Origin of the sequence: Streptomyces sp. NPDC006134 (assembly GCF_040628835.1) — a bacterium.
Lineage (GTDB): Bacteria > Actinomycetota > Actinomycetes > Streptomycetales > Streptomycetaceae > Streptomyces.
In genome coordinates this window covers 82,516-109,302 of record NZ_JBEXTV010000020.1, presented here as the reverse complement: position 1 = coordinate 109,302, position 26,787 = coordinate 82,516, and the positions used below count along the sequence as shown (strand labels likewise).

Here is a 26,787-nt window from a genome sequence, read left to right as displayed (position 1 = left end):
GAACGCACTTTTCGGTGACTGAGGAACCTGATGGTGACCAAGCAACTGGTCAAGGGCCTGCCCGAGGACGCCGACCTGCGGCGCGCGGACTCCCTGGCGCGGGAGATCTTCTCGGACATCGCCAACAAGTGGGCGCTCCTGATCATCGAGGCGCTCGGCGAGCGCACCCTGCGCTTCAGCGAACTGCGGAACGAGGTCGAGGGCGTCAGCCACAAGATGCTCACCCAGAACCTGCGCATGCTGGAGCGCAATGGCCTGGTCGACCGGAAGGTGCACCCCACCGTGCCGCCGCGCGTCGAGTACACCCTCACCGAACCGGGCCGGGCCCTGCGCACCGCGGTCGACGCCATATGCGGCTGGACCCACCAGCACCTCGGTCACATCGAGAGCGCACGCGGCCGTTTCGACGCCTGAGGGACACGCGGCGGCGCCCCCGCGCGTTGCGCGACTCCTTGACCGTTCTCACGTGGGCGGCCACCGGCACGGCCCGCGCTTCTCCTGCCCGGGCTACCGAGCCGCCCGGTGCCACCGGTTCAGAACCAGACGTCTCACAGGCGGCGGACCGTCCCATGGACTCGATGCCGTTTGAAGCGGACGAAGCCATGGCGGCCTGGTCGTGTCCTGGCGCGCCGCCCGTGGGGGCGAGAGGCCGGTCACGCGTACCGGGGGCGGGGTCCGGACAGTCCCCTGGAACGACGTCACGGTGGAGACGATCAACTGCCTTGCGGCGTGGGCTCGTCGGTGCCGGCGGGACCGAGCGTGCGCGAGGGTCCGTCCACGGTCCGTCCCCAGGAAGTCCCCGTGCCAGAGAGCACGGTCCTGCCCGCCCGCTCGGGCCCACCGGCATGCGGCTGTCCCGCGTCGGTCCCGGCACGTGGGCCATGGGCGGGCAGGGGCCCCGGATGTCCTGGGGGCCGCAGGACGGCGAGGAGTCCGTGCGGACGATCCTGCACGCGGCCGAGCAGGGCATCGGCTGGCCCGACACCGCGCCGGTCTACGGGCTGGGACATGCCGAGGGGGTCGTGGGTGCGGCGCTGCGGCGGCCGAACACCTGGCGTGCCAGTTCCCGTGCCTCCCGGGCCCAGGAGGTGAGCATGCGGAAGACCTCGGCCCGCTCCCCGTACAGCCGGTCGGCGTCCACGTTCCGGCTGCCGTAGACGGTGTGCCGGAAGTCCTGCGCGGCGCGCTTGAGCATGACGGGCACGAGCCAGGTCCACTTGGCGGCCATGACGCACATGCCCAGGCGCACCGCCGCCGGGTCGCCGTCCCAGCCGCCGTCGCGCAGGCCGGCGCAGTAGCTCTCGTACACGGTGCGGTCCAGGGCCGGGAGTTCCTCGGCGGGGCGGAGCAGGTCCAAAGCGGTGTCGGACACGTAGTTGCCGATGTCCGCGCCGATCCAGCCGGAACCGGCGAACGCCCAGTCGATGCCGACCGTGCGGTCCGCCTCCTCCAGGAAGTTCCTGGGCCAGGCGTCGTGGTGGCACAGGGTCTGCGGCAGCCGCTCGCCCAGCTCCACCAGGTCGTACCGCTCGTCGCAGAGCCGCAGGACGTCCTCGCGCAGGGCGCCGCCGAAGTGGCGCCGCATCAGCGGGGTCTCCCACAGCTCACGGTCGTGCAGCAGATGCCACTCGATGTCCGCCGAGGCCGCGTCCGGGGTGTCGAGGTACTCGCGCAGCATCCCGCTGCTCCAGGGGACTCCGCCCGCCGCCCAGCTGTCGTCGACGGCGCAGCGCCCCTGGGCCCGGCCGAGCCGGCGGGCGTGCCGGCCGGTGCGGTCGACGCTCCATGCCTCGCCCGAGGGCCCGGGCACGTCCCGCAGCCACAGGCTCAGCCGGCCGTCGGCCCGCTCGAAGACGCGCAGCAGGGCGGGTTGCACGACGCCCGCGTCCGTGTACGCCGCGGGCAGCCCCGCCAGGTACACGTCGGCCTCACGCCGCCAGTAGCGGTAGCTCGCCGGGGCATGGGAACCGCACCAGGTGTCGCCGACGCGCCCCGGTGAGATCACTTTCACGACCGCGGACCGGCCGCCGCCCGAGATCCTGGCCACCCCGGCGGTGACGCCGATGCGGTGCCCGTGGGCGAACTCCGTGATCCCGACTTCGCCGGTGCCCAGAATCTCCTCGGCCTCGGCCGCGATGGCCTTGTCCTCCGGAGTGAAATCCCGCACGGTTCAGCGCCCTTCCAGGTCGGCGGCCGGCCTCGGCCGCAACATTCTGATCCCAGGTCTCTCGGCGCCGCAAGAACGTCCGGCAGGGAAGGGGGCGCATTTGCAGCGCCTCCCGCAAGCGCTTTCTCGGAACGTTGCCGACAGGCTCCCGGGAGAGCGCGGAGCATGCTGCACCGTCTGTGCCACCCCGCCGGGATCCTGGACGCGCTTGGGCCGCCGGCCGCCGTGCCCGCCCTCCCCGACGAAGAGATGGGGCCATGCCGGCACCCTGCGCGACGCGTCCCCCGGGCCCGTGCGGTGCGCCCGGCCCGGGACAGGCTCGGGCTGCTGCGATTGCTGTCCGGCAGTCCCGGACGGGTGGGCGTGCTCGCGTCCTCCGGGGTGTGCCCGGCCGTGCTGCCGCCGCGACGGCCCTGGTCAGCGGATGGCTGATCGCCCGGATGACGGCGGTGGTCCGGGGCGGCGCCCCGGCCGCGGAGGCCGTCTCCCACCACTTCGACATCACCTCCCAGTGGCCGGTGCGGGACACGGTGTTCACCGCCGGGGGACGACCGCGCCGGGTCGGTGCCGTCCCGTCCCGCATGGCAGCCGGCCTCCTGGGCTGCGACCTGCTGCGCGGGAAGGCCGGTGAGCCCTCGGCGCACCAGCCGCCGGGCCGGGCGGCCCGCGAGCAGTCCGCCGCCGGACAGGAGGAACCGGCCGCCACCCTGGAGCGGTGGCGGGCGGCGGCCGAGAAGGCCCCGTCGCCCTTCCCCGCGGCGCAACGCCCCCATCACGGGCCGCGCCACCCCTCGACCACCCTGTACGCCAAGGGGCTGGGACACAGGGTCAGACGGGCCGCGGACCGGCTCAGGGTCCGCAGCTCGGCGTTCTTCGTGGCCGCCGCGGCCACCGCGCTCACCCGGCAGGCCGGGGCCGGCTCCTGCGCGCTCACGACCACCTGTGCCGACCGCACCACCGCGCGCACTCTCGACTACGCCGGGACCATCGCCCAGCAGGGCCTGCTCGTGTTCGGCTCGGTGGGATCGCCGTTCCACGACACGGTCCGCCGCGCCCGGCCGGGGCTGCTTCCTCCAGCAGCCGGCGATCCCTCCCCAGGCGGGCTTCTTCGACCCGGGCGGCTCGTCACTCGCCGCGCTCCGGATCGCGTCGATGGCGCAGGAGCGGCACGGCGTTTCCCCGGACGTCCTCGACGCCTTCGTATCCGAGCGCCCGGAGGCACTCCCCCGGAAAGTCCATTCCCTCCCGGCCCAGCCCCGGCGGCCACGGGTCCGTCCACGACGAGGACGGACCCGGGCACGGGACCACGGCCGCGCCGGGAGCCGGACACCGGCAGGCGCGCGGTACACGGTGTACGGTTCCGCCTCGCCCAGGGCGTCTCACATACTGGTACGCACTTCCCGGAAAGTAAGATGCCTGAGATCGTTACGGTGCCCGTACAGTTCGCACAGTCTTTCGGCGAGGGGGACGCGTGCGGAGGTCCGGGCCCTCGGTGACCGATCTCCACCTCGCGCGAAAGACCGAGCAATGCCCGCACCAGCCACCGGCTCAGCCCAGACCCCCGTCAATCCGCGGTCCCGCGTCCTCATCGCCAGCCTCATGGGCACGACGATCGAGTTCTACGACTTCTACATCTACGCGACCGCCGCCGTTCTGGTCTTCCCCTCCCTCTTCTTCCCGAGCAGCGACCCGACCACGGCGCTGCTGTCGTCGTTCGCGGTCTTCGGCGCCGCGATGGTCGCCCGTCCGATCGGGGCCGTCTTCTTCGGGCACCTCGGCGACCGGCTCGGCCGCAAGTGGACGCTGGTGGTCTCCCTGCTGACCATGGGGATCGCCACGTTCCTCATCGGCGTCCTGCCCACCTACGCACAGGCCGGCTGGATCGCCACCGCCCTGCTCGTACTGATGCGGCTCGCACAGGGCTTCGCGCTCGGCGGCGAGTGGAGCGGTGCCGCGCTGGTCGCGACCGAGAACGCCCCCAGCGGCAAGCGCGCCCTGTACGGCACCTTCCCGCAACTGGGCGCCCCGCTCGGCTTCATCATCGGCAACGGCCTGTTCCTGCTCATCGGGGCGCTGCTGCCGTCCGCGGCGGGTGCCGACCCCACGCAGCCCTCGGACGCCTTCGTCAGCTGGGGCTGGCGCATCCCGTTCCTGTTCTCCGCCGTGATGGTCGTGATCGGCCTGTGGGTGCGGTCGCGGCTCGTGGAGTCGGCGGTCTTCGCCAAGACCCGCGAGGCCGGGAAGGTGCGGAAGCTGCCGCTGGCGGCCGTGGTCCAGGGCCACTGGAAGCAGCTGATCCTGGGCACTTTCATCATGCTGGCGACGTACGTGCTCTTCTACCTGATGACCACGTTCTCGCTGAGCTACGGACGCGCCGCGAAGGACGCCGCCGTGCCCGGTCTGGGCTACAGCTACACCACGTTCGTCCTGATGATGATCTTCGGGGTGGTGTTCTTCGCGGTGTTCACCCTCGTCTCCGGCCCGCTCGCCGACAAGTACGGACGGCGCACCACCCTGATCTGGATCACCGCCGCGATCGTGGTCTTCGGGCTGGTCTGGGTGCCCCTGATCGGCCTGGGCACGCTCGGCGTGGTGCTGTGGCTCGTGCTCGGCTTCACCCTGATGGGCATGACGTTCGGCCCGATGGGCGCGCTCCTGCCCGAGCTCTTCCCGACGAGCGTGCGCTACACCGGATCCGGCATCTCGTACAACGTCAGCTCGATCCTCGGGGCGGCCGTCGCCCCGTTCATCGCGGTGGCGCTGTGGGAGGCCGGTGACGGCTCGCCCTGGCTGGTCGGCGTCTACCTCTCCGCGATGGCGGTGCTGACGCTGACCGCGCTCCTCCTCGGCAAGGAGACCAAGGACGTCTCCCTGGACGACGGCGAGGCCGTCGCCTCCGCCGACGACGGCGCCCACGCCGCGGTCGCCTCCGCAGCCTCCTGATCCGGCCGGCGTTCGCCACCACCGGGTGCCGTCTTCCTGGTGGTGGCGGCCGGGGAAAGGCGGCCTCAGGCGGGCCGGGGCCGGCGAGGCTTCCCGGGCGTGACGCGGGTGCGGAGAGCACGGCAGCCGCCGCCGGTGCTCGTGGAGGACCCGCCCGGCCGGGGTGGGCGGAGGCCGGTCACCGAGCCGTCCCCACCGCCCCGCACCCGGTGAAGCGGCCCCGCGGGCCGGAACGCGCCCGAGGCGGGCATCGCGGGGCCGCGCGCACACGGCTACGACACCAGGCGGGCCGCGGCGGCGAGGAAGGCGGTGCGCGGGGCCGCGCACACGGCTACGACCCCCGGGGACGGCTCCGGCACGTACCCGGCCGTCGCGGGGCCGCGCGCACGCGACTACGGCTGCGTCGCCGCCGGTACGAGGCGGGACAGACCGACCTTCTCACGCGGGCGAACGGTCGCCCTCTCGTCGAGGGTCCAGCCGTACGGTCCCGCGATCTCCAGCAGGCCGCGCACGCCGACGCACCGGTACAGGTGTGCGGCGATGTCCACCGTGCGCCGATCGCTCTTCTGCTTCCGGAGCAGCTTCTCTATCCGCTCCCGGTGGAAGGCGGGGTCGTCCTCGTGCCGCAGCTCGCCCCACGTCGTCCACCAGCGTGGCCGCGCGGGGAAGAGACCGAGGGCCCGGGTCGCCCCTTTCTCAGCCGAGCGCTCGAGGAAGGGAAGGATCCCGCAGACGACCTCCATCACCAGCCCGTAGGCCAGGAGGAGCGCCATGATGACCACCCACAGCACCACGTGGAACGGGAAGTACAGCACCGTCAGAACGAAGCGGAACCACCGTCCCGCCTTCGAACGCGGTGGGCGAGGCTCCCATACGCCGGACAGTCCCGCCGGTGGTGCGGCGGGCTGGTGGCCGGGCGGGGGTCCTGCGGCAGGGGGCGCCGGCTGGGCGTACGGCTGCTGCTGTTGCGGCCGGCCGTACGGGGGCGCCTGAGGCGGGTACGAGGGGTGTGCCGGGCCTGGGTGCCCGGCCTGGTGGTACGGGCCTGGCTGTCCGTACGGCCCGCTTTGCCCGTAAGGGGGTTGGGGAGATGACGGTTGCACCATGCCACCCAATCATCAGCACGTGAACATGGCAAAGCCCCGTCCCCTCGGCAACACGAAATCGCACGGCCCCTGTTCGCGGCGTTCGCCCGCGGGAGGGGGCGAGGCCGCGCGGGTTCCGCCCGGTGTGCGTGACGCCGCACGCGCATGTGTCCGCCCGGGACCCCTTCGGCCCTGTGCGTGTCCCGCTCAGTAGAGGATCGAGGGCAGATACGCCCCGGCGGGCTCGTTGTAGAGGCCGATGCTCATCAGGCTCAACAACTGCACCACCCGAAGGCTGTTCGCCAGACACCACTGCAGCAGCAGCGTGTTCCTCGCGGGAACGAGGATGCCGGGACCGCCGAAAGCCGGCGCCGAGGCGATCAGGGCCTGGAGGTCCGCGGTGGTCTCGGCCACGGCATGTGCGAAGAACGCCAGGTCCGTGGCGTAGCCGGTGAGCCGTCCCGCGCGCTCGACGACACGGGCCGTGCCCTGCTCGAGCGCGTCGGCGACTTCGCCGCCACGGTCCACGCCGTGGACCCGTCGGCACAGTTCGTTGCACGCGACGAGGTCCGCACCGGTGGCCTCCCGTACGGGAAACCCGGATATCGCACGCAGGATCGCCGGTCCCTGCATACAGGCGACCGTCTCCCGGAAGGCGAACCCCAGGCTCGCGTACAACGAGAACGACCTGGTGTGATATCCGCTCTGCAGCAGCCGGATCCCCGGCGCCCCGCGTTCATCGGCCCGGTCCATCACGTCCCGCATCAGCCGGCGGCCCACACCCCGGTTCTGCACGGCGGGGTCGATGGTGATCGGCCCGACCCCGGCGACCGGTGAGCGCTCGTCGAGAAAGTTGCTCCCCACGACCCGTCCGCCGAGCTCGGCGACGACGCTGTAGAACGCCGGGTGGGTCAGCCCCGCCTCGATCAGCGCCACACCGACCTCGGGGCTGGGCACATCGGGTGGAAAAGCGTGTGCGCGGGCGATCCCCGCGAAGGCTTCGAAACAGATCCTCCCGCATTCCGCGGCATCGTCCGCGGTCCCCGGACGCAGTACGAGATCCACGGTCGGTCACCTCCTCGGCCTCACTCGCCGTCGTCCCGGCCGGCCGGTGTCCCGGCTGTGCCGGCCGGGGCGAGGACGACGGTCGGTAGTCACAGGTCCTCGGGCGCTTCGCCCTCGCAGCCGGTCCGCGCGTCACACGTCGAGGTCCGCGTACAACGCGGCGTGGTCGGACGCCTGGGTCGTCTTCGACGTCACCGTCGGGAACGAGTCGAAGGTGTCGGGCGCCCAGATCCCCCGCCGCTCCACCTCCACCGCCCGGACCGCCTCGAACAGGTCCGGCGAGAACATCAGATAGTCGATCTTCTGCCGGAGCGAATTGCCGGTCCCGTAGGTGCCGGGCGGTCCCGTGTAACCGCTGTGGCTCATCGCGTCCCGCAGCCCGGTGTCCAGGAGGAGACCGATGGGCTCGCTGTCCGGGGAGTCGTTGAGGTCTCCCGCCACGGTGACGAGCGGGGTCCGCCGGAGCGCGTCCTCGTAGATCTCCTTGACGCGCCGGGCCTGGGCCTCGCGCTTCTTGGCGCTTACGGCCGGGGCGCCGAAGCCCTTGCTCTTGAAGTGATTGCCGAGGACCCACAGCGGCTGCCCGTCGCCGAGCTCGACCTCGAACTCCGGGCAGTCGCGGCTGAAGACCGGGGGCCGGCCGGGGGCGCCGTCGAAGATGTGCGAGCGCACCGAGGTGACGGGGCGCCGGCTGAGCAGTCCGATGTCGATGCCCCGGCTGTCGTTCCCGTCGATCAGCATGTTGAACGGGTACCGCTTCTCCCCCATCCGGCCGGCCAGGACCTGGTTGTTGAAGCGCTCCAGGGTGAGCCGGTCCTCGACCTCGACCGCGAGGAGGATGTCGGCGTCGACTTCGGCGATCACCCGTCCGGTGTTCTGGAGCGCCTCCCCGTTCACGTCGTCCCGGACGAGCTCCGCCCAGCCGACCCAGTGGGCCCTGCCCTTCGCGGTGATCTCGATGCCGCCGCCCTGCCCGGCCTTGAAGAGCTTGGCCCCGCCGCGGGTCTGGTTCACCACGATCGGCCGGTCCCTCGACTGGGAGTCGGCGGCATCGTGGCGCTCGAGTATGCCGACGACGGTCTCCTTGTCCTCGTCCGTGTACGTCTCGTGGTCCAGGAGCGAGACCAGGAGTGCGAAGTCCTCCAGTATCCTCTGCCGCTCGGCCGCGTCGTCGAGCGCGAAGACGTGGGGGCGCCGGAAGAGGTTCTCCACGTTGAACGTGGCGATGCGGATGGTCATGGCGCTGCCCTCCTTGTGTGGTGGTGGTGCTCCGGCGTTCGCTAGGGTTCGAACCCGCGGGCGGGTCCTCTGACGTTGTCCAGGACGAGCTGGCCCTGTCTGTCGACCGCGCGGGTCACCGTCTCCTGCAGGATCCCGAAGCCCGCCGCCCAGGCGACGATCTGGGCCTCGGTGTCCAGGTTGCTCAGTCCCGGCAGGAATTCGCCGCTCAGCAGCAGCAGGCCCAGGGCGGCGGACAGGGCCCCCACCGGCAGCCGCAGCACGAGCAGCAGCACGGCTATGTGGTACGGCCCGGAAGTGCCCTGGATCTTGCGCAGGGACACGGCACCGGCGAGCGCGGCGGCGAGCGCGCCGATGAACTGCACGAGCAGCAGGTCCCCGCCCTGGGCCGAGTCGCCGATGGGGCACACCTTTCCCTCCGGAGGGTTGAAGCAGAACTTCTCCGCCACCCCGGTGACGAGGAAGCCCCACACGGTGAGCGCCGCGGCGATGACGGTCATCATCACGACGGATGCCGCGACGATCTGGCCGAAGCTGCGGACTCTCGCCCGTTCCGCCTCCTCGGCCTGGTTCGCCGCGTGCAGCGTGCTCACGGCCAGGTCCCGCAGGTCCGGGGTGAGCAGGTTGCCGTTGCGCTCCAGCGCCGCCTGGAGGTTGACCAGACACTGGTCGTCGGGGGCGAGATGGAGGCGGGCATGGGTGAGGATCCGGGATCCTTGCCAGCCCAGCTCGCCGGCCGGCAGGAGCCGCAGTATCCCGACCTCGGCCTCGTGCACGTTGGCCAGGGCCGCGTCCGCGTACACCCCGACGACACGCTTCTTGAGCCGGTGCCTGTCGCTCAGCGCCTGCCGTGCCGCTTCGAGCTGCACGTCGGCTTTGGCCACGACCTCGGCGTCGGCGGGTGCCGGCCCGAGTGCCTTGATCCTGTTGAGCTGCGACTGGAGTTCCGCGATGTGGGCGCCGAGCCGCGCGCACCAGGCCGACCTCCTCTGGCCGGCCACATCTCCGTCGTTGTCCATGACGATGGCCCTTCAACCCGGCAGACGGCGCCCTACGGCTGTCTTCCGGCCCGGTCGCAGGCCGCGCCGTCGGTGTCCTCCGCGCCGTCGGCCGGGCCTTGCCGGTCCGTCAGCAGCTCCTCCAGGACCCGGATCGCGCCGCTGACACGCAGCAGCGACTCCCTCAGCGCGGCTTCCTGCTGGACCAGGTCGTGCAACTGGCGCCTGCCTTCCTCGAAATCCCGCTTGAGGTCGGCGAGACGCGCCTGCATGCGTGCCTGCATGGTGCTGCTGCCCCTTTCCGGGGTCATCCGGCTGCCGCGACGGGCGCGAACACGCTCTTGCCGGCGGGCTGCCCGTGAGCCTCCGGGTACAGATAGCGATACCGCTCGGCCGCCGGCTTCTCCTCCTCCGGGGTGATGCGGTTGGCGTTGGCCCACGCGTCCTGCCGTACCCCGGTGACCTGCCAGAACACCGTGACGCCCGGCTTGTCGGTACGGATCGTGAAGCTGTTGTCCCGGACCCCGCCGGTCACCGCCGCGATCGCCAGCTCGCCCATCGGCGTGAGCTGGCAGCGGTAGTCCCGGTTGAGCGCCTCGAAGTAGCCGGGCAGTTCGACGGTGGCCTCGCCGTTCTCGTCCGTGACGACGGTGCCGTCGTACAGGTTGGTCATGTCCGGGGACTCGACGAACGAGTGCGACAGATACCTGTGGGCCGGATCCAGCGGATGGTCGATCTTGAAACCGCCGCCTGCCTTGACCAGGGGGCCGATGACGGTGGTCTCACCGCTGTTGACGTTCATCCGCAGGCCCCATTTGACGGCCCCGACCCCGAAGAAGCCGACGATGTCGTCGTCGAGCATGCCGATGAACGCCCGGTCGCCGACGCCCTTCTGGTTGAGCCAGACTCCCGCCGAGCCGTCGTCTCCCTGCCGTATGCGCATACGCCGGGGGACGTCCAGGCCGCCGCCCTGCCCCGGGTGGATCGTCAGCCGGTCCGTGCCCGACCACAGCCGCGCGCTGCCCTCGGAGGCGTACCACATCCAGCGGCCGCCCCCGGTGCCGGGATCCTCGATGAACTCGCCGGCCGAACGGTCCTCGAACGACAGGCCGGCGGAGTCCCCCGCGCTGTGGAGGGCGCCCTCGACGTGCAGGGGCAGGCGGGGGGTGTCGGTACCGACACCGATCCGGCCGCCCGCGTCGATCACCAGACGGTCGGTGTCCGCGAGCACGTCGGTGAAGTGCCACGCGCCGTCGGTGCCGGGACGCATCCCGACGGTGCACCCCTCCCCGGCCTCGTTGGTCAGCTGCAGGCCGGAGCCCCACCCGGAGCCGGAGGACTTCAGCAGCAGGGCGATGTCGTCGGACTGTCCGCGGTCGATCTCCAGCGCGGCCGACGGAGCGTCCGTGCCGATACCGACGTCGCCGCTGAAATGGCCCGCCACCTGGGTGCCGGTGGCGACGATGCCGGTGGCGCCCTCGGTACGGAGCCCGACGCCCGAAGGGCTGGCCGCCTTCACGCCGGTGCCGCTGGTGCTGGTGCCCGAGACGCCGATCCCCGTGGAGCTGAAGCCGGCCACCCCTGCCGCGTTGTCTCCGTTGGCGTGACCCAGCACCCCGACGCCGCTGTTGGTGACGTTCACGCCGAACACGCCGGCGCCGGTGACGGGTTTGCCGCTGCTGCCGATGACGGCATGGCCTTTCGACGTGTCTCCCCATACTCCGAATTTCAGCGGCGGGTTCTCCTGCGCCGGGTCGAAACCACTGACGCCTTCCTGGGTGGCGGGCGGACCGATGGATGCCATCGCGTTCTTTCCCTTCTTGTTTCTGCTTTCACTTCGGTTTTCACTTCGGTTTTCACTTCGGGTTTTACTTCGGATTTCTCCTCGGCTTTTTCTCCGGCTCTCACTTCGACTTGTACGAGATCTGGATGCAGAACAGCTTCACCACGTCGTTGGGGGCGTCGGTCACGTCGGCGGTGATGAAGTGCCGGTGCGTCTTGTTCATGACGGTGTGCCGGCTCGCCGGCAGGAACACCTGGCGGAAGGCGGTCGCCACGACGAGGTCCTCCGAGACGTCCCCGTCCAGCGCGCGGCGCCGCAGGCGAACGGTGGGCAAGGCGCTGGTGGCCGTGCCCTCCTCGCCCAGGATCTTCAGCGACTTGATCTCCGCGCCCTCGGGCAGCGTCACGTTCATGATGCCGTGGGCCTCCCGTTGGCCCGCCGGCTTCTCCGCACCGTCGCCGATCAGCTTCCAGCCGGCCTCGGTGCCGGAGGCGTCGAGAATGGGGCGGCGGGGCGCCAGGATCGGCATCAGGGTCAGAAAGGACTCCGCGGGGGACAGCGCCTCGATCAACGGGTTGATGACGTCCGCCAGGGAGGCGAACTCCGCCGCCAGGTCGTGGAATCTGGCGTTGAAGCCGTCCTTGCCCCCGGCCTGGACCCGGTCCTTGTTGTCGATCCAGTCGGTGTGGGCGAATTTGGGAACGTAGGAAGAAGCCATCATCGTCGTCCTTGTCCGGGCGGTCGGAACCGGGAGGGGTGGCGATCCGCCGTGCGATAGGTCGGAAAGGTGTAGGCGGGCAGCAGGTCGGCGTCGGCGCCGGAGAGTTCCCGCACGCGCCGGCGCAGGCGTTCGGTCCGCAGCTCCACGCCGACGGGGTGGAACCAGTTGAGGATGTTCAGCACGAGGTCGTAGCGGTCCTTGCCGATCCGCACCTCCGGCAGCGCCTCCAGCCGGGGGGAGAGCCGGACCTCGCACTGGTACGGGCGCAGCCCGGCCGCGTCGAAGTAGCCGGCCCGGACCGGGACGAGGCCCGGGGCCAGGCCCTTGATGCGCGCGAGCGGGCGGGTCGTCGAGGGGATCTCGGCCCGGCCCGGGCCCTCGGGCGTCACCGACCAGACGAGTTCCTGGTCGCCGCCCGGCCCCAGCGGCTGCCGGGAGACCAGCCGGGGCGGCCTCGCGGGGACGTCGGAGACGGGCGCAGGATCGGCGAGCAGCACGGACGCCTCCTCCCGCGGCGCGGCCAGCAGACAGGGCCGGTACGGTGCCGAGGCCGGGCTGAGCGCGAGCGCCGGGCAGTCGCCGCCGGGGGCGAACACGGCGGGCAGCAGGGTGTCGGTCGCGACATGGACGAGGTGGACGCGCCCGGCCACGGACCCGGTTCCGGCGGTGGCGACGTACAGGAACTCGGCGTTGGGGCCGGCCCGCAGCGCGAGGGGAAGGGTGCCGTCCGGGAAGCCGCCGACGGTCGCAGCGGGGGCCCGGGCGTCGGTCGCGTACACCTGGACGGTCCCGGCGCGGCCGGCCGGCGGCGTGTCACGGACACAGGCCACGTAGAGCTTCGCGCCGTCCGGGGAGAAGGCGGCGGCCGGCAGGTCGCCGGCCCCGGTGGCGACCGGATCGCCGCGGGGTTCGAGACCGGGCCGGCCGGCCCACTGGAACCGGCCGCCGTCGAGCAGCACGGCGAGCCCGGCGCTGTTCGGGGCGACCGCGAGGGCCCGGGGGGTGCCCGGCAGGGACGTGACCGCGGTCTGCTGGTGGGTCTGCGCATCGTACGCGCGGACGGTGTCGTCACCCGCACAGGCGACGTACAGCCGTTCGCCGTCGGTGCCGAGCGCGACGGGGCGCGGCCCGGTGGGGACGGAGGGCAGGGGCGCCAGCGTCTCCGGGTCGAGTGCCTGCACCGTGTCGGACCGCTCGTGGGCCACGTGGAGGCGTCCGCCGGCGAAGGCGAGCGGGCCGGGGAAGGGGAGGACCGGTTCGGACCGGGCGAGGGTGAGGGAGGGGAAGTCCCCGGGGCGGTCGGCTGCGACGGCGAACGAGGTCACCCGGTGGCTGCCCGGGAGGGAGAGGTAGAGCCGCCCGCCGTCGCCGTCGAAGCAGGCGTCGGCGGGCGCGGCGTGGGGGGCGGCCGTGAGCGTCGCGGCCTCGCCGTCGCGGATCTCGCCGGGTCCGCGCAGCTCGATCTGCTCGCCGGCGGCGGCCGTGGCCTCGACGCGGTGGTCGGTGCCGGGCTCGGGCGGGCCGTCGTCGACGGGGACGGCGACGTGCTCGAATCCCGCGGCGAACGCCCGTGCCGCCAGGGCGGGCGCGGTCAGGGAGGAGTGCCGCAGCGTCAGGGCTCTGCCTTCGCGGTGCGGTCCGGGGCCCGCCGGTTCGAAGGCCTTGAGGACGGACAGGGTGCCGGGGGTGCCGGCGAGCTGGTCGAGCAGCCGGTCGAGGGCGAGGGCGGCGGTGCGGTGCATCCGGCGGCCGGCGGGGCCGGGGCCGTAGGCGACGGGGCGGGGGGTGCCGGACAGGTCGTCGGTGCGCACGGCCAGGTAGCTCGGGTCGAAGGCGCCGTCGGGCGGCCCCGCGGCCTGGTCCCGGCCGGTTCCGACGGCGCCCGTCCGGCTGATCGACCGACCGGCCGTGAGCTCGTCGCCGGGCAGGCCGATGCGGAGGACCCGGCCGGTGCCGCGGGTGTGGCCGGCGCGGACCACCTCGGCCTGCACCGTCACCTCCCCCGCGCTGCGGGCGTCCAGCCGGGCCGGCACGCCCTGGCCGACCTCGGCGTCGCCCGGGCCGGAGCGGGTGACCGACCAGCGGACCTGGACGTCGGTGAACCGGGAGGGGTCCGGCTCCAGGGTGAGATCCAGTCTGCCTTCGGCCGGTACGTCCGTGCCCGGCAGGGGATCGGGCGTCGCCGTCAGGGTGACGATCCGGAAGGCAGGCCCTGCCGGCTGGGCCACGTGGACCAGGCCGTCCAGGGTGTGGAGGACCCAGCCGAAGCCGGCCGCGTGGGCCTGTACGGCGAGTTCGCCGGAGTCGAGGGTGTCGTGGCGCAGCAGCAGCGCCCGCCCGATCCGGTGCAGGTCGGTGGCGGCCGGGTCGTGGGCGCGCAGCACGTGCAGTCTGCCGGGCCCTTCGGGGCGGACGGACTCGACGCGGTGCAGCAGGGTGTCCAGGGCGGTCTTGGCGCCGAGCTGCATCAGCCGGCTGTTCTCGCCGGGGCCGAACGCGAGGCGTTCCTCGTCCTCGCCGCCGTAGCGGCACAGCCATGCCTCGTCGAAGTCGGTCTCCTCCTCCGCCGTACCGGCCGCCTGCGCCTCGTCGGCGGTCCGGTCGCCGTCGGCGGAGATGCTCTGGCCGCGGCGCAGGGGTGTGGGCAGCACACGCAGCGTCAGAAAGCCGCCGGCCGGCCGGCCTTCCGCCTCGTGGACCTCGAACGGCGCCGACACCGCCGGATCGTCCGCGAGGGACGGGTCGTCGCCGAGCGCGGGGTCGCCGGCGAGGGGGCCCGCTTCGTTGAGGGCTTCCTCCAGCGCCTCCTTGGTGGGGACGAGCCAGCGCTGGAAGAGGCTCAGGCGCCGGCGGTAGTGGTCGTCGTCCTCCCCCGTGACCGGTGCGAACGAGGTCCGCGCGGTCCGCGAGACGCGTACTTCCTCCAGCAGGCCGGTGAACTGGGCGACGGCGGTGGTGCCGTCGGGGGACGCTTCTCGGCCCTGGCCGAGGACGAGCGGGTCGGGGCCGGACAGGTCGCCCAGCTCCGGCACCCGCTGCCGGGCCACCTCGGCGCCGTCGAGGTGGAGCCTGATCAGTGCGGGGGGTGGTCCGGGCGTCGGCCCGGCGGGGCGCTCCAGCCGTTCGACGACCGCGGCCACGTGGTGGAAGGCGCCGTCGCCCAGGTCCCGGTCGGCGTACAGCTCCACCGTCCTGCCGTCGCGGTCGGCGAGCGACAGCCGCAGGTTGTGGTCCACCCGCCGAAACGGGCCGACGGTCAGCGCCCAGCCGGGCGAGGCGGCCGAGTTCAGCACCGCGCGCTTGGCGACGACCGCGCCGGCCGCGGTGGCGGCGGGGGCCGGGCGGACGACCGCCTCGACGGTGAGGGAGGTGTCCGTGCCCGCCGCGAAGTCCGGGTCGCCGGCCTCGATGAGGGTGACATGGGCGGCGCCGGTGAACTCGAAGGCCCGCGAGAACCGGCCGGTGCGCCCGCCGCGCGCACCCGTGTTGGCGCACGGATGGGGCGGGGCGCCGAACCGCTCGCCCGCGCTGGCCACGACCGCGTCGCTTCCGGCCGGCTCGGCCGGCTCGTCCAGGTGGTAGAGCGCCACGGTGTCGTCGTCCCAGGTGTGCGGCCTGGGCGGGAAGCGGGGCGCGCCCAGGTCCAGGCCCAGCAGGTCCAGGCTCGCGCCGCGCGCGGTGCGGGCGTGACGCTGGGCCTGGACCTCGCGCAGGCGCGCGGTGAGGTCCTCGTAGTCGTACCCGATCACCCACAGGAGTTTGACGAGGTTGCCGAGCAGCACGGTGACCTGCCAGTCGTCCGCCGACCCCGGGGCGGGGGCGAGGGGCTCGATCCGGGTCAGCCTCGTCCGGCGGGTCCGTCCGCCCGCCCGGCCGGGAAGGGGAACGGCGATGGCCCGGCCGGCCGGCCATCCGGCGGGGACGGGCACGTCGACGTGTTCCTCGGCTTCGTCGCGCTGCCCGGGTTCCGGGGTGCAGAACACGCGGACCACGAGCGGTTCGGACGGCTGCCGCCGCGGTGCCAGCAGGTAGCGGGGGGAGTCCGGTGGCCGCCCGTACCGGTTCAGGTACTCCTGGAAGGAGTACTCGGCGCGCAGCGTCCGCGTCGCGGGGTCCGGTACCAGCGTGACGTCGAGCCGTTCCATGCCCCGGTCGTAGGCCGGGGTGAGGCCGCGCCGCATGATGTCGAGGAAGTCGAGGGTCATTGGCTCGATACCTGTATGTCGATCAATGGGCTGTCGAGAGCGAACCGGGCCACCTCGTCGGCCGCCAGCCGGAGGTTCTCGCCCACGGAGAGTTCCTGCGCGCTGCCGAACAGGGGTCCGCCGTGGGTGATGCCGCCGAACGCCGGTGCCTGGCGGCGCAGCCGCAGGTTCTGGACGTCGACCACGCCCGGGGTCGACCGCGCGGTGAGCACGACGTCGGAGTGCAGCACGGCGCGGCCGAGGCGCAGGCGGTCGACGCCGGCGTGCAGCGCGGCGATGAGCTGCCCCCTGATGGCGTCCGGGTTGTGTCCCGCGTCGATCACCAGGGTGGCCCTGATCCCGACGTCGACCTCGTTGGCGGGCTTGACGTGGGGGAAGATCGACACCGGGCGCCACTGGCGCACCGTTTCCGTCACGGCGTCGTGGACGGCCGGGATGTCCCCTTCCTCGCGGAACCACGGCCAGCCCGGCTCGACGGCCACCACGACGTCGAAGTAGTACGGGGAACCGGTCTGGCGCCGGCCGGAGAAGGCGCGCTCCCCGAAGCGGAAGGTGTTGAAGCGGTTTCCGGCGGCGTCGACGCCGCCGAGCGGGTCGAAGACCGCCGCGTCGCGGACTCCGGGGATGTCCAGGATCCGGGCCAGCAGGGCGTCCTGGGTCCACAGGGTGCGGGGCACACCGAGCAGCCGGGCGCGGTAGACGTCGTCGGGTTCGAGCAGTTCGCCGCCGGTGATCGCCTCGGGGTTGGTGACGGAGACGGCGGCCGGGCCGAGGTTGAGGTGGGTGCGGGCCCAGGTGGGTTCGATCCGCAGTTTCTGGGCCGGCGGCAGATCGCCGTCCGGGCCGCGCTGGACGGCGCGTACGCCCGCCCGGACCGGCTGCTCGCCCGCCCTGAGGGTGACCGGGGCGAGGATGCGCAGGCTCTTCCTGGGCGGTTCCTCCCGCTCGACGACGGTGCCCGGGGGCAGTACCCGCGGCTGGTCGGGCCGGACGCCGGTGAGGGTGAGTTCCACCTCGCCGGCGGCCTGGAGCCGGCGGCGCGGCACTCCCAGGTCGGTGCCGAGGAGGTCCAGCGCGGCGCCCTGGGCGGTGGTGGTGAAGTTGGCGTAGAACTGGTCCTCGGCGCTCTTCCACAGCTCGTGGACGTGGACGGCGGCGGCGTCGAGGATCTTGCGCAGCGGGCTGCCCGACGTGAGGTCGACGTCGTCGCCGAACATGGCGCGGGCGCGGGTCTGCTGGTCGGCGACGATGCGGTCGATGCCCTTGACGACGAAGCCGTCCGCGGTCACGCCGTAGGGGTCGTGGTCATTCAAGGCGTCCTCCGGACCGTAGCGTCAGCGTGTCGCCGGCGACTGTTTCGATGATCACGTAAGCGGTGTACGACCGGTCGGCCGGAGCTTCCGCCGCGGGATGCGGGCCGGCCGCCCGGCCGAGCCGGGGGCCGAGTTCGAGGAAGCGGGGGTCGTCCCGGAAGAAGACCTCGCGGATGTCGGTGACGCGGCGGTCGGCGCTCAGGCAGCGGACGAGTTCCAGCTTGATGTACTCCTTGCGCGCGGGGCGGCTGAGCGCGTAGCGGCCCACGGCGAGGCGGTCGAAGCCGAAGGTGCTGTTGAGGCGGTCGTCGCCCAGCTGGGTTCCGACCGTCAGCGTCAGGGCCTGGATCAGGGCGTCCAGGCCGTCGACGGTCTCCGGGGCCCCGGTGCGGGGGTCGACGACGAGGTCCCCGTCGTCGACGGCGAGGCTGTGGCCGAGACCGGGTGCGCCGGCCGGGTCGGGGGCGGGGACACCGGGGACGGTGAGCCCCAGGGCGGCCGGGTCCCAGCCGGGGTCCGGGGGGTCCGGAATGCCGGAACCGCCGAAGGGCGGGCCGCCGGCGCCGGGGGTGCTCATCGGATCGCCTCCAGGACGTCCTGTCCGGGATCGGCCACGCTCCACGTGCCCGGGGGTGCCCCGGGCGGGACGGTGACGCCCCGGGCGGTGGACAGCAGCACCGGCTTGCCGCCGACCGTCAGCTTGGCCGACAGGCCGGGGGGCAGGGTGGCCGTGGTGAGGCAGGGTGCCGGGCCGCCGCTGGGGTTGGTGCCGGTACAGGGCGTGATCATGCCGGGCACCGGCTGGGCGGCGGAGCCGAAGGCGATGCCGGCCTCCGCTCCGGCGGTGAGCACCCCGCTCCCCCGTACGGTCATCCGCGGGTCACCCCCGGTGAGTCTGCGCCGGCCGCCGTGGGAGCAGGCGAGCACGGCGCCCTCCACGAGTACGAGTGCCATCAGGTGATCGCCACCTTTCCCTTGTCCCCCACGGTGAGGGTCACGCCGCCGGCGCTGAGGGAGATCGTGCCGCCGCTCGCCGAGACCGTGACGTCCTTGCCCGGTGCCGCCGACACGGCGATGTTGCCGTCCTTGTCGAAGCGCACCTCCGCTCCCGAGCCGTGGCACAGCAGGAGCTCCTCGGCCGGGCCCGGGGCCGGGCGTTCGCCGACCTCGGAACAGCCGGCGGCGCCGGCGCAGACCTTCAGCCCGATCGCCTCCACCACCCGGAGTCCTTCGGCGGTGGTGAGGTCGTTGACCCCCCGGTTGACGGGCCGGGGGTCCGGCCCGCCGGACAGTTCGGTCGGCAGGCAGAGCCACCAGTCCCCGGCGTGCGCCTTCGGGCGGTCCATCCTGGCGTCGTCGGCCCACAGGAACCCGGTGACCACGGCGTCCTCGCGGTCGTCGTGAACCTGGTTGAGCAGGGTCCGCATGCCCTCGTACACCGGGACGGACAGGCCGACCTTGTGCCAGGCGAACGGCGAGGCGACCGGTTTGTCGTACAGGACCGGGCCGCCGGGCTCGATCGGCGCGTCGACGCTCGGCGAGGCCGCGGAGGCGCCCGGTTGCCGGCCGTACGACACGGTGGCCACGCGTTCCGCGGGCTGTGCCTCCCGGACCTGGCCGACGTCCACCGAGGGGGTGATCGCGCGCTCGTCGCGGATCTTGGCGGTGATCGCGTCGGCGATGGCCAGCGGGCTGCCCTTGCGGACGGTCTCGGTGGTGCGCCGGTTGCCGTCGCCCTCGGTGAACGGGGCGGCCCGCCCGGTGCAGACGTAACCGGTGCGGGGCGAGAAGGAGTGGGTGAGCTGGATGATCCGGAATCCGCGCAGCGGGTTCTCGTAGCCCTCGACGCTCGCCGCGACCAGTTCCCCGGCCCGCAGCCCGGGAGCGCCCAGCGCGGTGAAGTCGAAGGCCGGCACGGACCCGCCGTCCGGCAGGTCGGTGGTCACCCGCTGTCTGCCAGTGGCCCCGATCCGGACGGGCTGGAACTCCGCGAGGCGTGTGCTGGTGCCGGGCGTGACCAGGCTGTCCTCCCGGCTGATCAGGGAGAGGAGCGCCGACAGGTCGGGCACCGTCGGCAAGCCGGTCGCCGGCGGGTGGGTGACGGCCGTCCCGAACTGCGCCTCCCCCTCCTGTACCAGGACTTCCGCGCCGCACCGGTCGGCGATGCGCTCCAGCAGGCCGAAGGCGTGCTGGGCGTCGGCGTTGATGCTCGGCTGCGGGGGACCGGCCGGGGTGACCTCGCCGACGAGCTCCACGCCGGTTCCCTCGGCGATGAGCCTGGCGGCCTCGGCGAAGGTGCAGTTCTCCCGGGAGAAGCGGGCCGGTCTGCGCCGGCCGGTCGCCTTGTCGACCTCCACGGTGACCAGGCGGAAGGACGCCTCCTCGTAGCCGGTGAGCCGCACGCCCAGCGGGGGGAACCTCTTGGAGGCCGTGATGGTGTCCACCCGCCCGGTGAGGACGGCCTTGCGCGAGCCCGGGTTCTCCAGATAGCCGAGGGTGATCTCGATGTCGACGCCGCCCGCGGTGCCGGGCTCACCGGTGAGCGCCCCGGTCAGCTTGCGGTGTGCGGACAGCGGCAGCGAGGTCAGGTGGATCTCGAAGTCGCCCGGCTGCCCGATGCCGTAGTTCACGACGATCTCGGCCTCGGACAGGATCAGGCCCCCGGAGACGTCGTTGGAGACCGTCAGTCCCAGCTCGGGGAAGCTGATCCGGTACCAGAGGATCACGCCCATCGCAGTGCCACCCCGATCACGATGCTGCTGCCGTAGTGCCCCCGGCCGTTGAGGTTGCCCCGGGCCACCTTGGCTTCGAGGAGGCGGATCGCCAGCCGGCCGGCGTGGTGGACGAGGTCCGGCTCGGGGACCAGTTTGCGCAGGAGGACCACGCGCGGGCCGTCGGGGCCCCGGCGCGCCACCCGCAGCACCAGATAGCCGGGGGGCGCGGACGGGACGGTGATACGGCCGGGTGACGCCAGGTCGTACAGCGTCGAGGGCGGGTCGTCGCCTGCGTCGCCGAGGACGGCGTACAGGCCGAAGTCGTACCTCGTGCCGCCGATGACGCAGCCGAACGCCTGGGGCAGGCCCTCGTCGGGGTCGACGGGCAGCCGGTGGAAGGCCGGGGTGGTCACAGTTCACCTCCGAGCTGGCGCTCCAGGGGCACCATGCCGCTGACGCTGGGGACGGCGGCCACGCCGGCGGCCAGCGCCATGTCCAGGGCCTCGCCCAGGACGGCGGTCAGAGTGGAGCGCGGTACGTGTTCCAGCGTGATGCTGACGTCGAGGGCGTCGCGCTTCTGGTTGGACTGGGTGAACCGCAGGCTGGTGATCTGCATGTCGAGGCTGACGGTCATGCCGCTGACGACCGGGATGCCGGCGAAGTTCATCGACGGCGCGGTGGCCGGGGCCAGGGCCCTGGAGGTCAGCGCCATCGCCTCCAGCAGTTTCTTGAAGACGAGCCTGCTCCCTCCGACCAGCACCGCCTCCAGGGAGATGGTCCGGGTCGTCGGCGAGACCAGCTGGGCGAGTCTGCTGCCCGCGATCCGGGCGACCTGGTATCCCTCGTTGAGGGTCAGGCTGGTGACCGTGAGCAGCGGCACCGGGCCGATCAGGACGGGCACGTTCACTCCGGCGGCCATGGTCGGCGCCTCCTGCTTGTGCGGGTCCGGCCGGCGGCCTCGACGATCTCCAGGAGTTCCTCGTCCGTCAGCCAGTCGATGTCCTCTTTCCGGTCGGTGAGCAGCTGAGCGAACCGTTCTCCCCTGGTGGCGCCGTCGCGGACGTGGAAGAACCGGCCCTCGCGCAGTTCCTCCGCCATCGCGGCGAGCGTCTCGCGGACGGTTCCGCTGTGCCTGGCCTCGATCAGGCGGAGGGTCAGTTCCCTGTAGTACGCGTCGGTGTGCAGGGTGGGGTGGCGGGTGTAGGCCTCCGGGACCGTACGGGGGTCCGTCGAGGTGCGGGGCAGGTGGATGCCGTTCTCGGGGGCGTTGCGCCATGCGATGCCGGCGTCGTCGAGGATGCGGCGGGCCAGTTCGGCGCGGGCGTCGCCCTCCGGCACGATGTGGTGGGTCTCGTGGCCCGGCGGGCGCGGATTGCCGAGGGCCGCCATCGCCCTCTCCAGCTCGTCCGAGGGGCGGCTTGCCGTGGTGAGCCGTCGGTGCATGCCCTCCGTGGGGGTGAGGGCCTCCGGGGGCGCCTCGCCCGCCTCGTGGAGCAGGGCCCGCTCGTCGTGGCCCGCCCACCGCTCGGCGTCCTTCCAGGCCGCGGCGAGGTCCGCCTCGTCGGCGTAGGCGCCCGCCCGGTCCGGGCGTGCGGCCTCGAACCGGTCGAGGATCTCCGTCACCAGCCAGGGGTCCTTCCGGGACCGCCGGACGAGGCCGTCCAGCAGCCGCTGGGCCACGGCCGGTTCCCTCGCCCCGCTGCGGAACCGGGCCCTCAGAGCGGCGATGCGCTCCAGGACGGCCGCCCGCTCGGCGGCGCCCGCCGGGCCGCCCGCCCGCAGGGCCGCCCCGCCCGCGATCCGGCTCCAGGCCACGGGGTCGTCCTGCGCCAGCCGGGACAGCAGTTCGCCGTACGCGGCCATCCGGTTCTGCGCACGGGCGTCGTTGCGGAGGCGGCCGAGGTCCAGCAGGAGGACGTCGAGCAGCCCGGTGTCGCCCGCGGACCGGCCGACGGCCGCCCTGACCACGTCGAAGCCGACCTCCCGGACGGCGTCCATGCGCATCCCCTTCGACGCCAGCACGGTCAGCAGGTCCATGTCGGCCTCCCGGCCCGGCCCGATCCGCCCGTGCCCGATGTGCTCCATGGCCGCCAGCAGCACGGGGCCCTCGCCGTCCTCCAGCGCGGCGGCCAGCCGGGCGAGGTCCTGCTCGCCGAAGCCGTGGGGGCCGGCCAGCCACTGGAACGTCCGGCCCAGTTCCCCGGAGAGACCGCCCGACTTGGCGGCGAGCGTGTGCAGGATCTCGGCCTTGCGCAGCGACGTCCCGACCGCGGGCCCCAGTTCCGGATGCGCGGCCAGGCCGGCCAGTGTGCTGCCCTCGGCCACCTCGAACCGCTCCAGCGCCGAGGCCAGCCGGACCTGGTCCTCGGCCGGCAGGTGGGAGAGCAGCGCCAGTACGTCCTTGTCGTCGCGGACGCCGCGCAGCACCTCGCTCCCGGCGCGCATCGCGCCGGCGACCCGCACCATCCGGGCCGCGATCACTTCCGCCTCGGCCGCCCCGACGGTCCTGCCGAGGGCCGCGAGGATGCGCAGGACCAGCTCGAGCTTCTCGGTCAGGCCGACCGCGGAAGCCGCTGCCTTGAGCTCTCCGAACCCGACGAACCAGGACGCGACCTCGACCACCACCGCCCACTTGATCTTGGTCACGACCCGCTCACCGACGTGCAGCAGCCCGGCGCCTTCGAGGCCGTACACGAGCTGCTTGCCGATCTGCCCGACCAGCGGCGCGCACTCCTCCTGTGCGGGCCGGTAGCCGTGTCCGGCCAGTTCGAACAGGACGACGAGGTGGGCGAGCCGGCCGATCCCCTCGATGACCTGGGCCGGTCTGGTCACCATCAGCGCCAGCCCCTCGGCCATCCCCAGGAGCATGTCGGCCACGGCCACGGCCGCCGCCTCGATCTGCAGCAGTACCGACAGGCTCAACCGCAGCGCTCCGCCCGCCGGCGCGCTCTGCCGGAGCGCCTCCCGTACCTCCGGCGGCATCCGGAACGCCTCGGCGAACAGGTCCGCCACGGTGGCGACCGTGAACGGCCTGTGGTCCCCGAACCGCTCGCCGACGGTCGTGAGCAGACTCCACAGCGTGTCACCGACGTCGCGGAACAGCTGCTCGTCCAGCTTGTGTTCGGCCAGGACGGCCAGGACCGCTTCCAGTTCGGTGACGCTCTTGAGCGTCCGCATGATCGCGACGACGGCCCGTTCGTGCTTCTCCAGGGTCCACGCCTGGACCAGGACGCGCAGGTAGCGGGTCTTGGTCTGCCAGTCGACGAGGGAGAAGGCGACCTCGCCGAGGAGGGCGAGACGGTCCGCGGCCTCCTGGAGGCGGTCGTCGTCGCCGGCCAGGGCCCGGTCGACGAGCCGGTCGAGATCGCCGAAGACCAGCCGTCGGGCCTCCTCGTCCGCCAGTTTCGGTCCCTCCGTGCCCAGGCGCCGCACCAGCCGCTCGGTGGCCGCGGAGTCCGCGGTGAGGAAATTCCCCTCCTGGGACACCACCGTGTGGACGGCGTAGCGCCGGCCGGCCTCGTCGACCACGCTCCCGAGGACCTCACCGCCTCCTGTGCCGATCTCCACCAGGGAGGCGTCGCCCCGGACCGGCCGGGCCTCGGCGAGCCTCCTCAGTTCCCTGTCGGAGACCGTGGGGGTGGTGGCGGCCGCCCAGAGCCGGCTCTCCGGGTCCCCCACCGGGCCCTCCAGCACCACGAAGGACCGGGTGCCGAAGACGCCCGCGCCGAGTTGCACGGCCCGGATCACGCTGGTGGCCCGGACATACCGGTCGGCTCCCGAGACGGTCACGACCCGGCCGCCGAGCAGGTGCATCACGACGTGGCCCTCGAACACGCTGGGGCCCTCGACCACTTCGTCCCGGGCGGGTTTGGCGGGTACCGGCTCGGCTTCCGGGGCCTGCGCCTCCTGCGTTTCTCCCGGCGGCGACGGCTCGGGGCCCGGCACGGCGGCACCCTGCTCCGGCCCGGGGTCGCCCGGTGCGCCGGCGGTGGCGCCCGGTGGGGCCGGGGGGACGGGGGGCGGAGGAAGGGAGGCCGGGGGGACGGGGGCTGGAGTCCGGCCGGCCGCCGGCCGTCGTCCGGGCGGGGCCGCGGGCGGGGCCGCTTCCTCCGCGAGGCCGGCCGGCAGGACCAGGGCGAGGAGCAGGCCGCCGGTCCTCCCGGCTTCCCCCTCGGCGCCGTCACCGGGCACCGCGGCGGGCCACGAGCCGTCGGGGGGCGCGGGCGGCGGCGTACCGGTGGGCGCTTCCCCGGCGGACCCCAGCCGGGCCACCGCGCCGGCGACGGCCCTGAGCAGCACCTCCTCCAGCGCACGCCGCCGGTCCTCCCCGGGGTCGTCGCTGAAGGTCACCGACTCCGGCAGGTGCGGCCGGATCCCGAACGTCGCGGCGCCCTGTCCGGCGGCCGCCGCCCCCACCTCCCGACGGGCCGAGTCCAGTCGGCCGGCGAGCGCCTCGGCGACGGCTCGCTCCAGTTCCGCAAGACGTGCTTCCGTCAGGTCTCCGCCGACCGTCACCGTGATCGGGAAGTGGCACGCCATCCGTGGCATCCCCGCTCCTCGGGCTCGTGCCGCCGCTCAGCTCAACGCGCGGTGGAGCGCGTTCCAGACCTCTTGGACGATGTCGTTCTTCGTCTCCTCCGGGATGTCCCCGGCCATGACCACCTCGACCGGGAAGTAGTAGTCGGCGTGGGGCGCCGCCGCGGCGGTGTCCTGGGCCTGGAGGGGGTATGCCTGTTCTTCGTCGGGGTGGGACATGAGTGGCTCCGGGCCCGTCGCTAGGCGTTGTTGCTGGGGCTGGTCTGCAGGCAGATGCAGTTGAACGTGGTGGTGGGCACGCCGTCGACGACCATGGTGCTCGCGGCGGACGTGATGTAGCAGTCGGTGAAGGCGATGGACTGGAACGACCAGTCGTCACCGGTCTGCTGCTGGACGGTGATGTTGAACGCGGTGTGTTTCAGGGCCATCTCGGTGAGCGTCGCCACCGGGGGGCCGATCGCCTTGACGGCCATGGTGAAGGTGAAGGCCTTCGGCTGGACCACGTAGGCCACGTTGTCGGCTTCCAGCGAGTGCAGCGGCTGGACCGGGACGTTGAAGGTGGGGTTGAACGAGTCGATGGGCGTCACGGGATCGCTGCCCCGCATCACCGCCAGCCGGGTGTCCCACTTTCCGGGCATGTTCTGTCAGCTCCCTTGTTCGTCTGTTCATCCGGTGAAGACGAGGCCGATGGTGAGCCGATGGATGGCGCCGGCGTAGACGACGACCACGCTCATGGGGACCGACCGGCTGCTCCGGGCCGTCTTGATCTGCTGTCTCTCCGCCGCGGTCAGCGTCGCCTCGTCCTTGTCGAAGAGCGTCAGCAGCGGGATGACCACGGTGTAGTCCTCGATCACTTCCCCCAGCACCAGCGGGTCCAGCACCGACTCCACCAGTGTCTGGACGGAGCGCAGCCCGACCCGGCTGACCCGCAGGTTGCCGATGCCCTGGATCAGGGCCGCCTTGATCCGGAAGTTGACGTCGTCCAGTGTCCGGACCGTGTCGATGTAGGCCTTGTTGCCGCTGCTGTCGGCGGTGAGCCCCTCCCCCAGGTACAGGGCGCCGCCCGGCAGCAGCACGGACCGGGTGACCCAGTTGACCTGTCCGGCCACGAACTTGTCGATCTCGGACTCGGAGAACGTGTCCGGCATCGAGATGCCGATGGGCTTCAGCAGCAGCGAGATGTGCGGCCGGTGCCCGGCGATGACCCCGGCGGTGGCCGCCGCCACGTCGTCGTCGGACTTGTGGGCCACCAGGACCATCCGCTCGTTCTTCACCGCTCCCTGGTTGAGGGCGACCGCCTGTTCCGCGCTCAGCGAGCGGTCCAGCATCGCCACCCCTATGCGTTCCTTGCCGTCGCCCTGGGGAGCCGAGACGTGCCCGGCCAGTTCGTCGATCACCGGCTTGTTCTCGGTGTTGAGAGGCGTGTTGGCCAGCACCACGATCTGGACGTCGAGTTTCGCCACCTCGTTCCTCAGCGCCTCGTTCCACTGCGGGTCGTCGTAGTCCACCTGCACCCCCCACACCCTGGTCGGGTGGGGCGACTGCCGGAACGCGATGCCGATGGCCCGTGCGAGTTCGGTGTTCTTCTGGCGTACCGGCGCGTCGGCTTCGTGCGACCGCTGCAGCTCCTTGTCCAGGGTCAGCTCCGAGGCGTTGGCGGGTGCCTCGGCCGGCGTCACCTTCGTCACCGTGCGTTCCTCCCCGTCGGCGTCCGTCCCGATGCGCAGTGCGGTGCCCTGGGGCACGGTCAGCGGGACGACGACGGTGTTCTTGCCCGCGTCGGCCTTGGCCGCGAGTGTGGTCGCGCCGCCCGGGTACGCAGTCGCCGCTTCACCGGGTGACGAGAAGTCCTTGGCGGAGGACTTCTCGGTGCCGATGCCGCCTCTTCCGACGACGGCGATGTCGCCGAACGCTCTCGTGGCGGGCGCGAACAGGTCGCTGCTGGGGTCGACGGTGATGTACTTGACCGGCATCGACCGCTCCTTCCGTGAGGTATGAAGTTCGGCCGCGGTACGTTC

Annotated in this window: 22 protein-coding genes and 1 pseudogene; 3 read left to right on the top strand and 20 right to left on the bottom strand. The window is 72.7% G+C overall.

The features are described from left to right. The first annotated feature begins 30 nt into the window (after positions 1-30). Both ABZ340_RS15905 and ABZ340_RS15900 read left to right on the top strand, forming a co-directional pair. On the top strand, positions 31-414 hold the full coding sequence (locus ABZ340_RS15905) for a helix-turn-helix domain-containing protein (RefSeq protein ID WP_358782366.1): 384 nt from the start codon (positions 31-33) through the stop codon (positions 412-414). Next, positions 351-1,001, top strand: a pseudogene (locus tag ABZ340_RS15900) (hypothetical protein); the annotation flags it as partial. The gene ABZ340_RS15905 and the pseudogene ABZ340_RS15900, both read left to right, overlap by 64 nt. Here the strand turns inward: ABZ340_RS15900 and ABZ340_RS15895 are convergent. Both ABZ340_RS15895 and ABZ340_RS15890 read right to left on the bottom strand, forming a co-directional pair. Next, on the bottom strand, positions 995-1,876 hold the full coding sequence (locus ABZ340_RS15895; protein WP_358782379.1) for a phosphotransferase: 882 nt from the start codon (positions 1,874-1,876) through the stop codon (positions 995-997). The pseudogene ABZ340_RS15900 and the gene ABZ340_RS15895 overlap by 7 nt on opposite strands. A gap of 1,063 nt (positions 1,877-2,939) precedes the next feature. Continuing rightward, positions 2,940-3,101 carry a hypothetical protein gene (locus ABZ340_RS15890; protein WP_358782365.1) on the bottom strand — a complete coding sequence of 54 codons (162 nt, stop codon included), beginning with the start codon at positions 3,099-3,101 and terminating at the stop codon, positions 2,940-2,942. Positions 3,102-3,694: 593 nt separating this feature from the next. Between ABZ340_RS15890 and ABZ340_RS15885 the strand changes: the two genes are divergently transcribed. Beyond that, positions 3,695-5,110: an MFS transporter gene (locus ABZ340_RS15885; RefSeq protein WP_358782364.1), complete on the top strand. Its 1,416-nt coding sequence runs from the start codon at positions 3,695-3,697 to the stop codon at positions 5,108-5,110. A gap of 392 nt (positions 5,111-5,502) precedes the next feature. Here the strand turns inward: ABZ340_RS15885 and ABZ340_RS15880 are convergent, their stop codons facing one another. The 18 genes from ABZ340_RS15880 to ABZ340_RS15795 form a co-directional block, all read right to left on the bottom strand. After that, positions 5,503-5,925 carry a hypothetical protein gene (locus tag ABZ340_RS15880; protein WP_358782363.1) on the bottom strand — a complete coding sequence of 141 codons (423 nt, stop codon included), beginning with the start codon at positions 5,923-5,925 and terminating at the stop codon, positions 5,503-5,505. Between the two features lie 477 nt (positions 5,926-6,402). Beyond that, positions 6,403-7,152 carry a GNAT family N-acetyltransferase gene (locus ABZ340_RS15875; protein ID WP_358782362.1) on the bottom strand — a complete coding sequence of 250 codons (750 nt, stop codon included), beginning with the start codon at positions 7,150-7,152 and terminating at the stop codon, positions 6,403-6,405. Positions 7,153-7,392: 240 nt separating this feature from the next. Continuing rightward, entirely contained in the window at positions 7,393-8,499 is a 1,107-nt protein-coding gene (locus tag ABZ340_RS15870) for an endonuclease/exonuclease/phosphatase family protein (protein ID WP_358782361.1), read from the bottom strand. A 41-nt stretch (positions 8,500-8,540) separates the two neighbouring features. Then, entirely contained in the window at positions 8,541-9,518 is a 978-nt protein-coding gene (locus ABZ340_RS15865; protein WP_358782360.1) for a hypothetical protein, read from the bottom strand. 32 nt (positions 9,519-9,550) lie between these two features. Next, a complete protein-coding gene (locus ABZ340_RS15860; protein WP_358782359.1) occupies positions 9,551-9,781 on the bottom strand; it encodes a hypothetical protein in 231 nt (76 codons plus the stop codon). Positions 9,782-9,804: 23 nt separating this feature from the next. Then, positions 9,805-11,301, bottom strand: coding sequence for a hypothetical protein (locus ABZ340_RS15855; RefSeq protein WP_358782358.1), 1,497 nt, complete (start codon positions 11,299-11,301; stop codon positions 9,805-9,807). A gap of 100 nt (positions 11,302-11,401) precedes the next feature. Then, positions 11,402-12,001 (bottom strand): hypothetical protein, encoded by a 600-nt coding sequence (locus ABZ340_RS15850; protein ID WP_358782357.1) that lies wholly within the window; start codon positions 11,999-12,001, stop codon positions 11,402-11,404. Next, positions 11,998-16,206 carry a LamG-like jellyroll fold domain-containing protein gene (locus tag ABZ340_RS15845; RefSeq protein ID WP_358782356.1) on the bottom strand — a complete coding sequence of 1,403 codons (4,209 nt, stop codon included), beginning with the start codon at positions 16,204-16,206 and terminating at the stop codon, positions 11,998-12,000. Before ABZ340_RS15845 ends, ABZ340_RS15850 begins: the two co-directional genes overlap by 4 nt. Further along, positions 16,203-17,519 (bottom strand): baseplate J/gp47 family protein, encoded by a 1,317-nt coding sequence (locus ABZ340_RS15840; RefSeq protein WP_358782355.1) that lies wholly within the window; start codon positions 17,517-17,519, stop codon positions 16,203-16,205. The genes ABZ340_RS15845 and ABZ340_RS15840 overlap by 4 nt, the downstream gene beginning before the upstream one ends. Next, entirely contained in the window at positions 17,512-18,096 is a 585-nt protein-coding gene (locus ABZ340_RS15835) for a hypothetical protein (protein WP_358782354.1), read from the bottom strand. Before ABZ340_RS15835 ends, ABZ340_RS15840 begins: the two co-directional genes overlap by 8 nt. Then, complete coding sequence (locus ABZ340_RS15830) at positions 18,093-18,473, bottom strand: hypothetical protein (RefSeq protein WP_358782353.1); 381 nt, start codon at positions 18,471-18,473, stop codon at positions 18,093-18,095. The genes ABZ340_RS15835 and ABZ340_RS15830 overlap by 4 nt, the downstream gene beginning before the upstream one ends. Next, complete coding sequence (locus tag ABZ340_RS15825) at positions 18,473-20,251, bottom strand: hypothetical protein (RefSeq protein ID WP_358782352.1); 1,779 nt, start codon at positions 20,249-20,251, stop codon at positions 18,473-18,475. The genes ABZ340_RS15830 and ABZ340_RS15825 overlap by 1 nt, the downstream gene beginning before the upstream one ends. Beyond that, entirely contained in the window at positions 20,242-20,646 is a 405-nt protein-coding gene (locus ABZ340_RS15820) for a hypothetical protein (RefSeq protein WP_358782351.1), read from the bottom strand. Before ABZ340_RS15820 ends, ABZ340_RS15825 begins: the two co-directional genes overlap by 10 nt. Beyond that, positions 20,643-21,152: a hypothetical protein gene (locus ABZ340_RS15815; RefSeq protein WP_358782350.1), complete on the bottom strand. Its 510-nt coding sequence runs from the start codon at positions 21,150-21,152 to the stop codon at positions 20,643-20,645. Before ABZ340_RS15815 ends, ABZ340_RS15820 begins: the two co-directional genes overlap by 4 nt. Next, on the bottom strand, positions 21,137-24,781 hold the full coding sequence (locus ABZ340_RS15810; RefSeq protein ID WP_358782349.1) for an AHH domain-containing protein: 3,645 nt from the start codon (positions 24,779-24,781) through the stop codon (positions 21,137-21,139). Before ABZ340_RS15810 ends, ABZ340_RS15815 begins: the two co-directional genes overlap by 16 nt. A 27-nt stretch (positions 24,782-24,808) precedes the next feature. After that, positions 24,809-24,988, bottom strand: a complete 180-nt coding sequence (locus tag ABZ340_RS15805) for a hypothetical protein (RefSeq protein WP_358782348.1) — start codon at positions 24,986-24,988, stop codon at positions 24,809-24,811. A gap of 20 nt (positions 24,989-25,008) precedes the next feature. After that, a complete protein-coding gene (locus ABZ340_RS15800; protein WP_358782347.1) occupies positions 25,009-25,407 on the bottom strand; it encodes a hypothetical protein in 399 nt (132 codons plus the stop codon). Positions 25,408-25,434: 27 nt separating this feature from the next. Next, positions 25,435-26,742 carry a hypothetical protein gene (locus tag ABZ340_RS15795; RefSeq protein ID WP_358782346.1) on the bottom strand — a complete coding sequence of 436 codons (1,308 nt, stop codon included), beginning with the start codon at positions 26,740-26,742 and terminating at the stop codon, positions 25,435-25,437. Positions 26,743-26,787 lie beyond the last annotated feature (45 nt).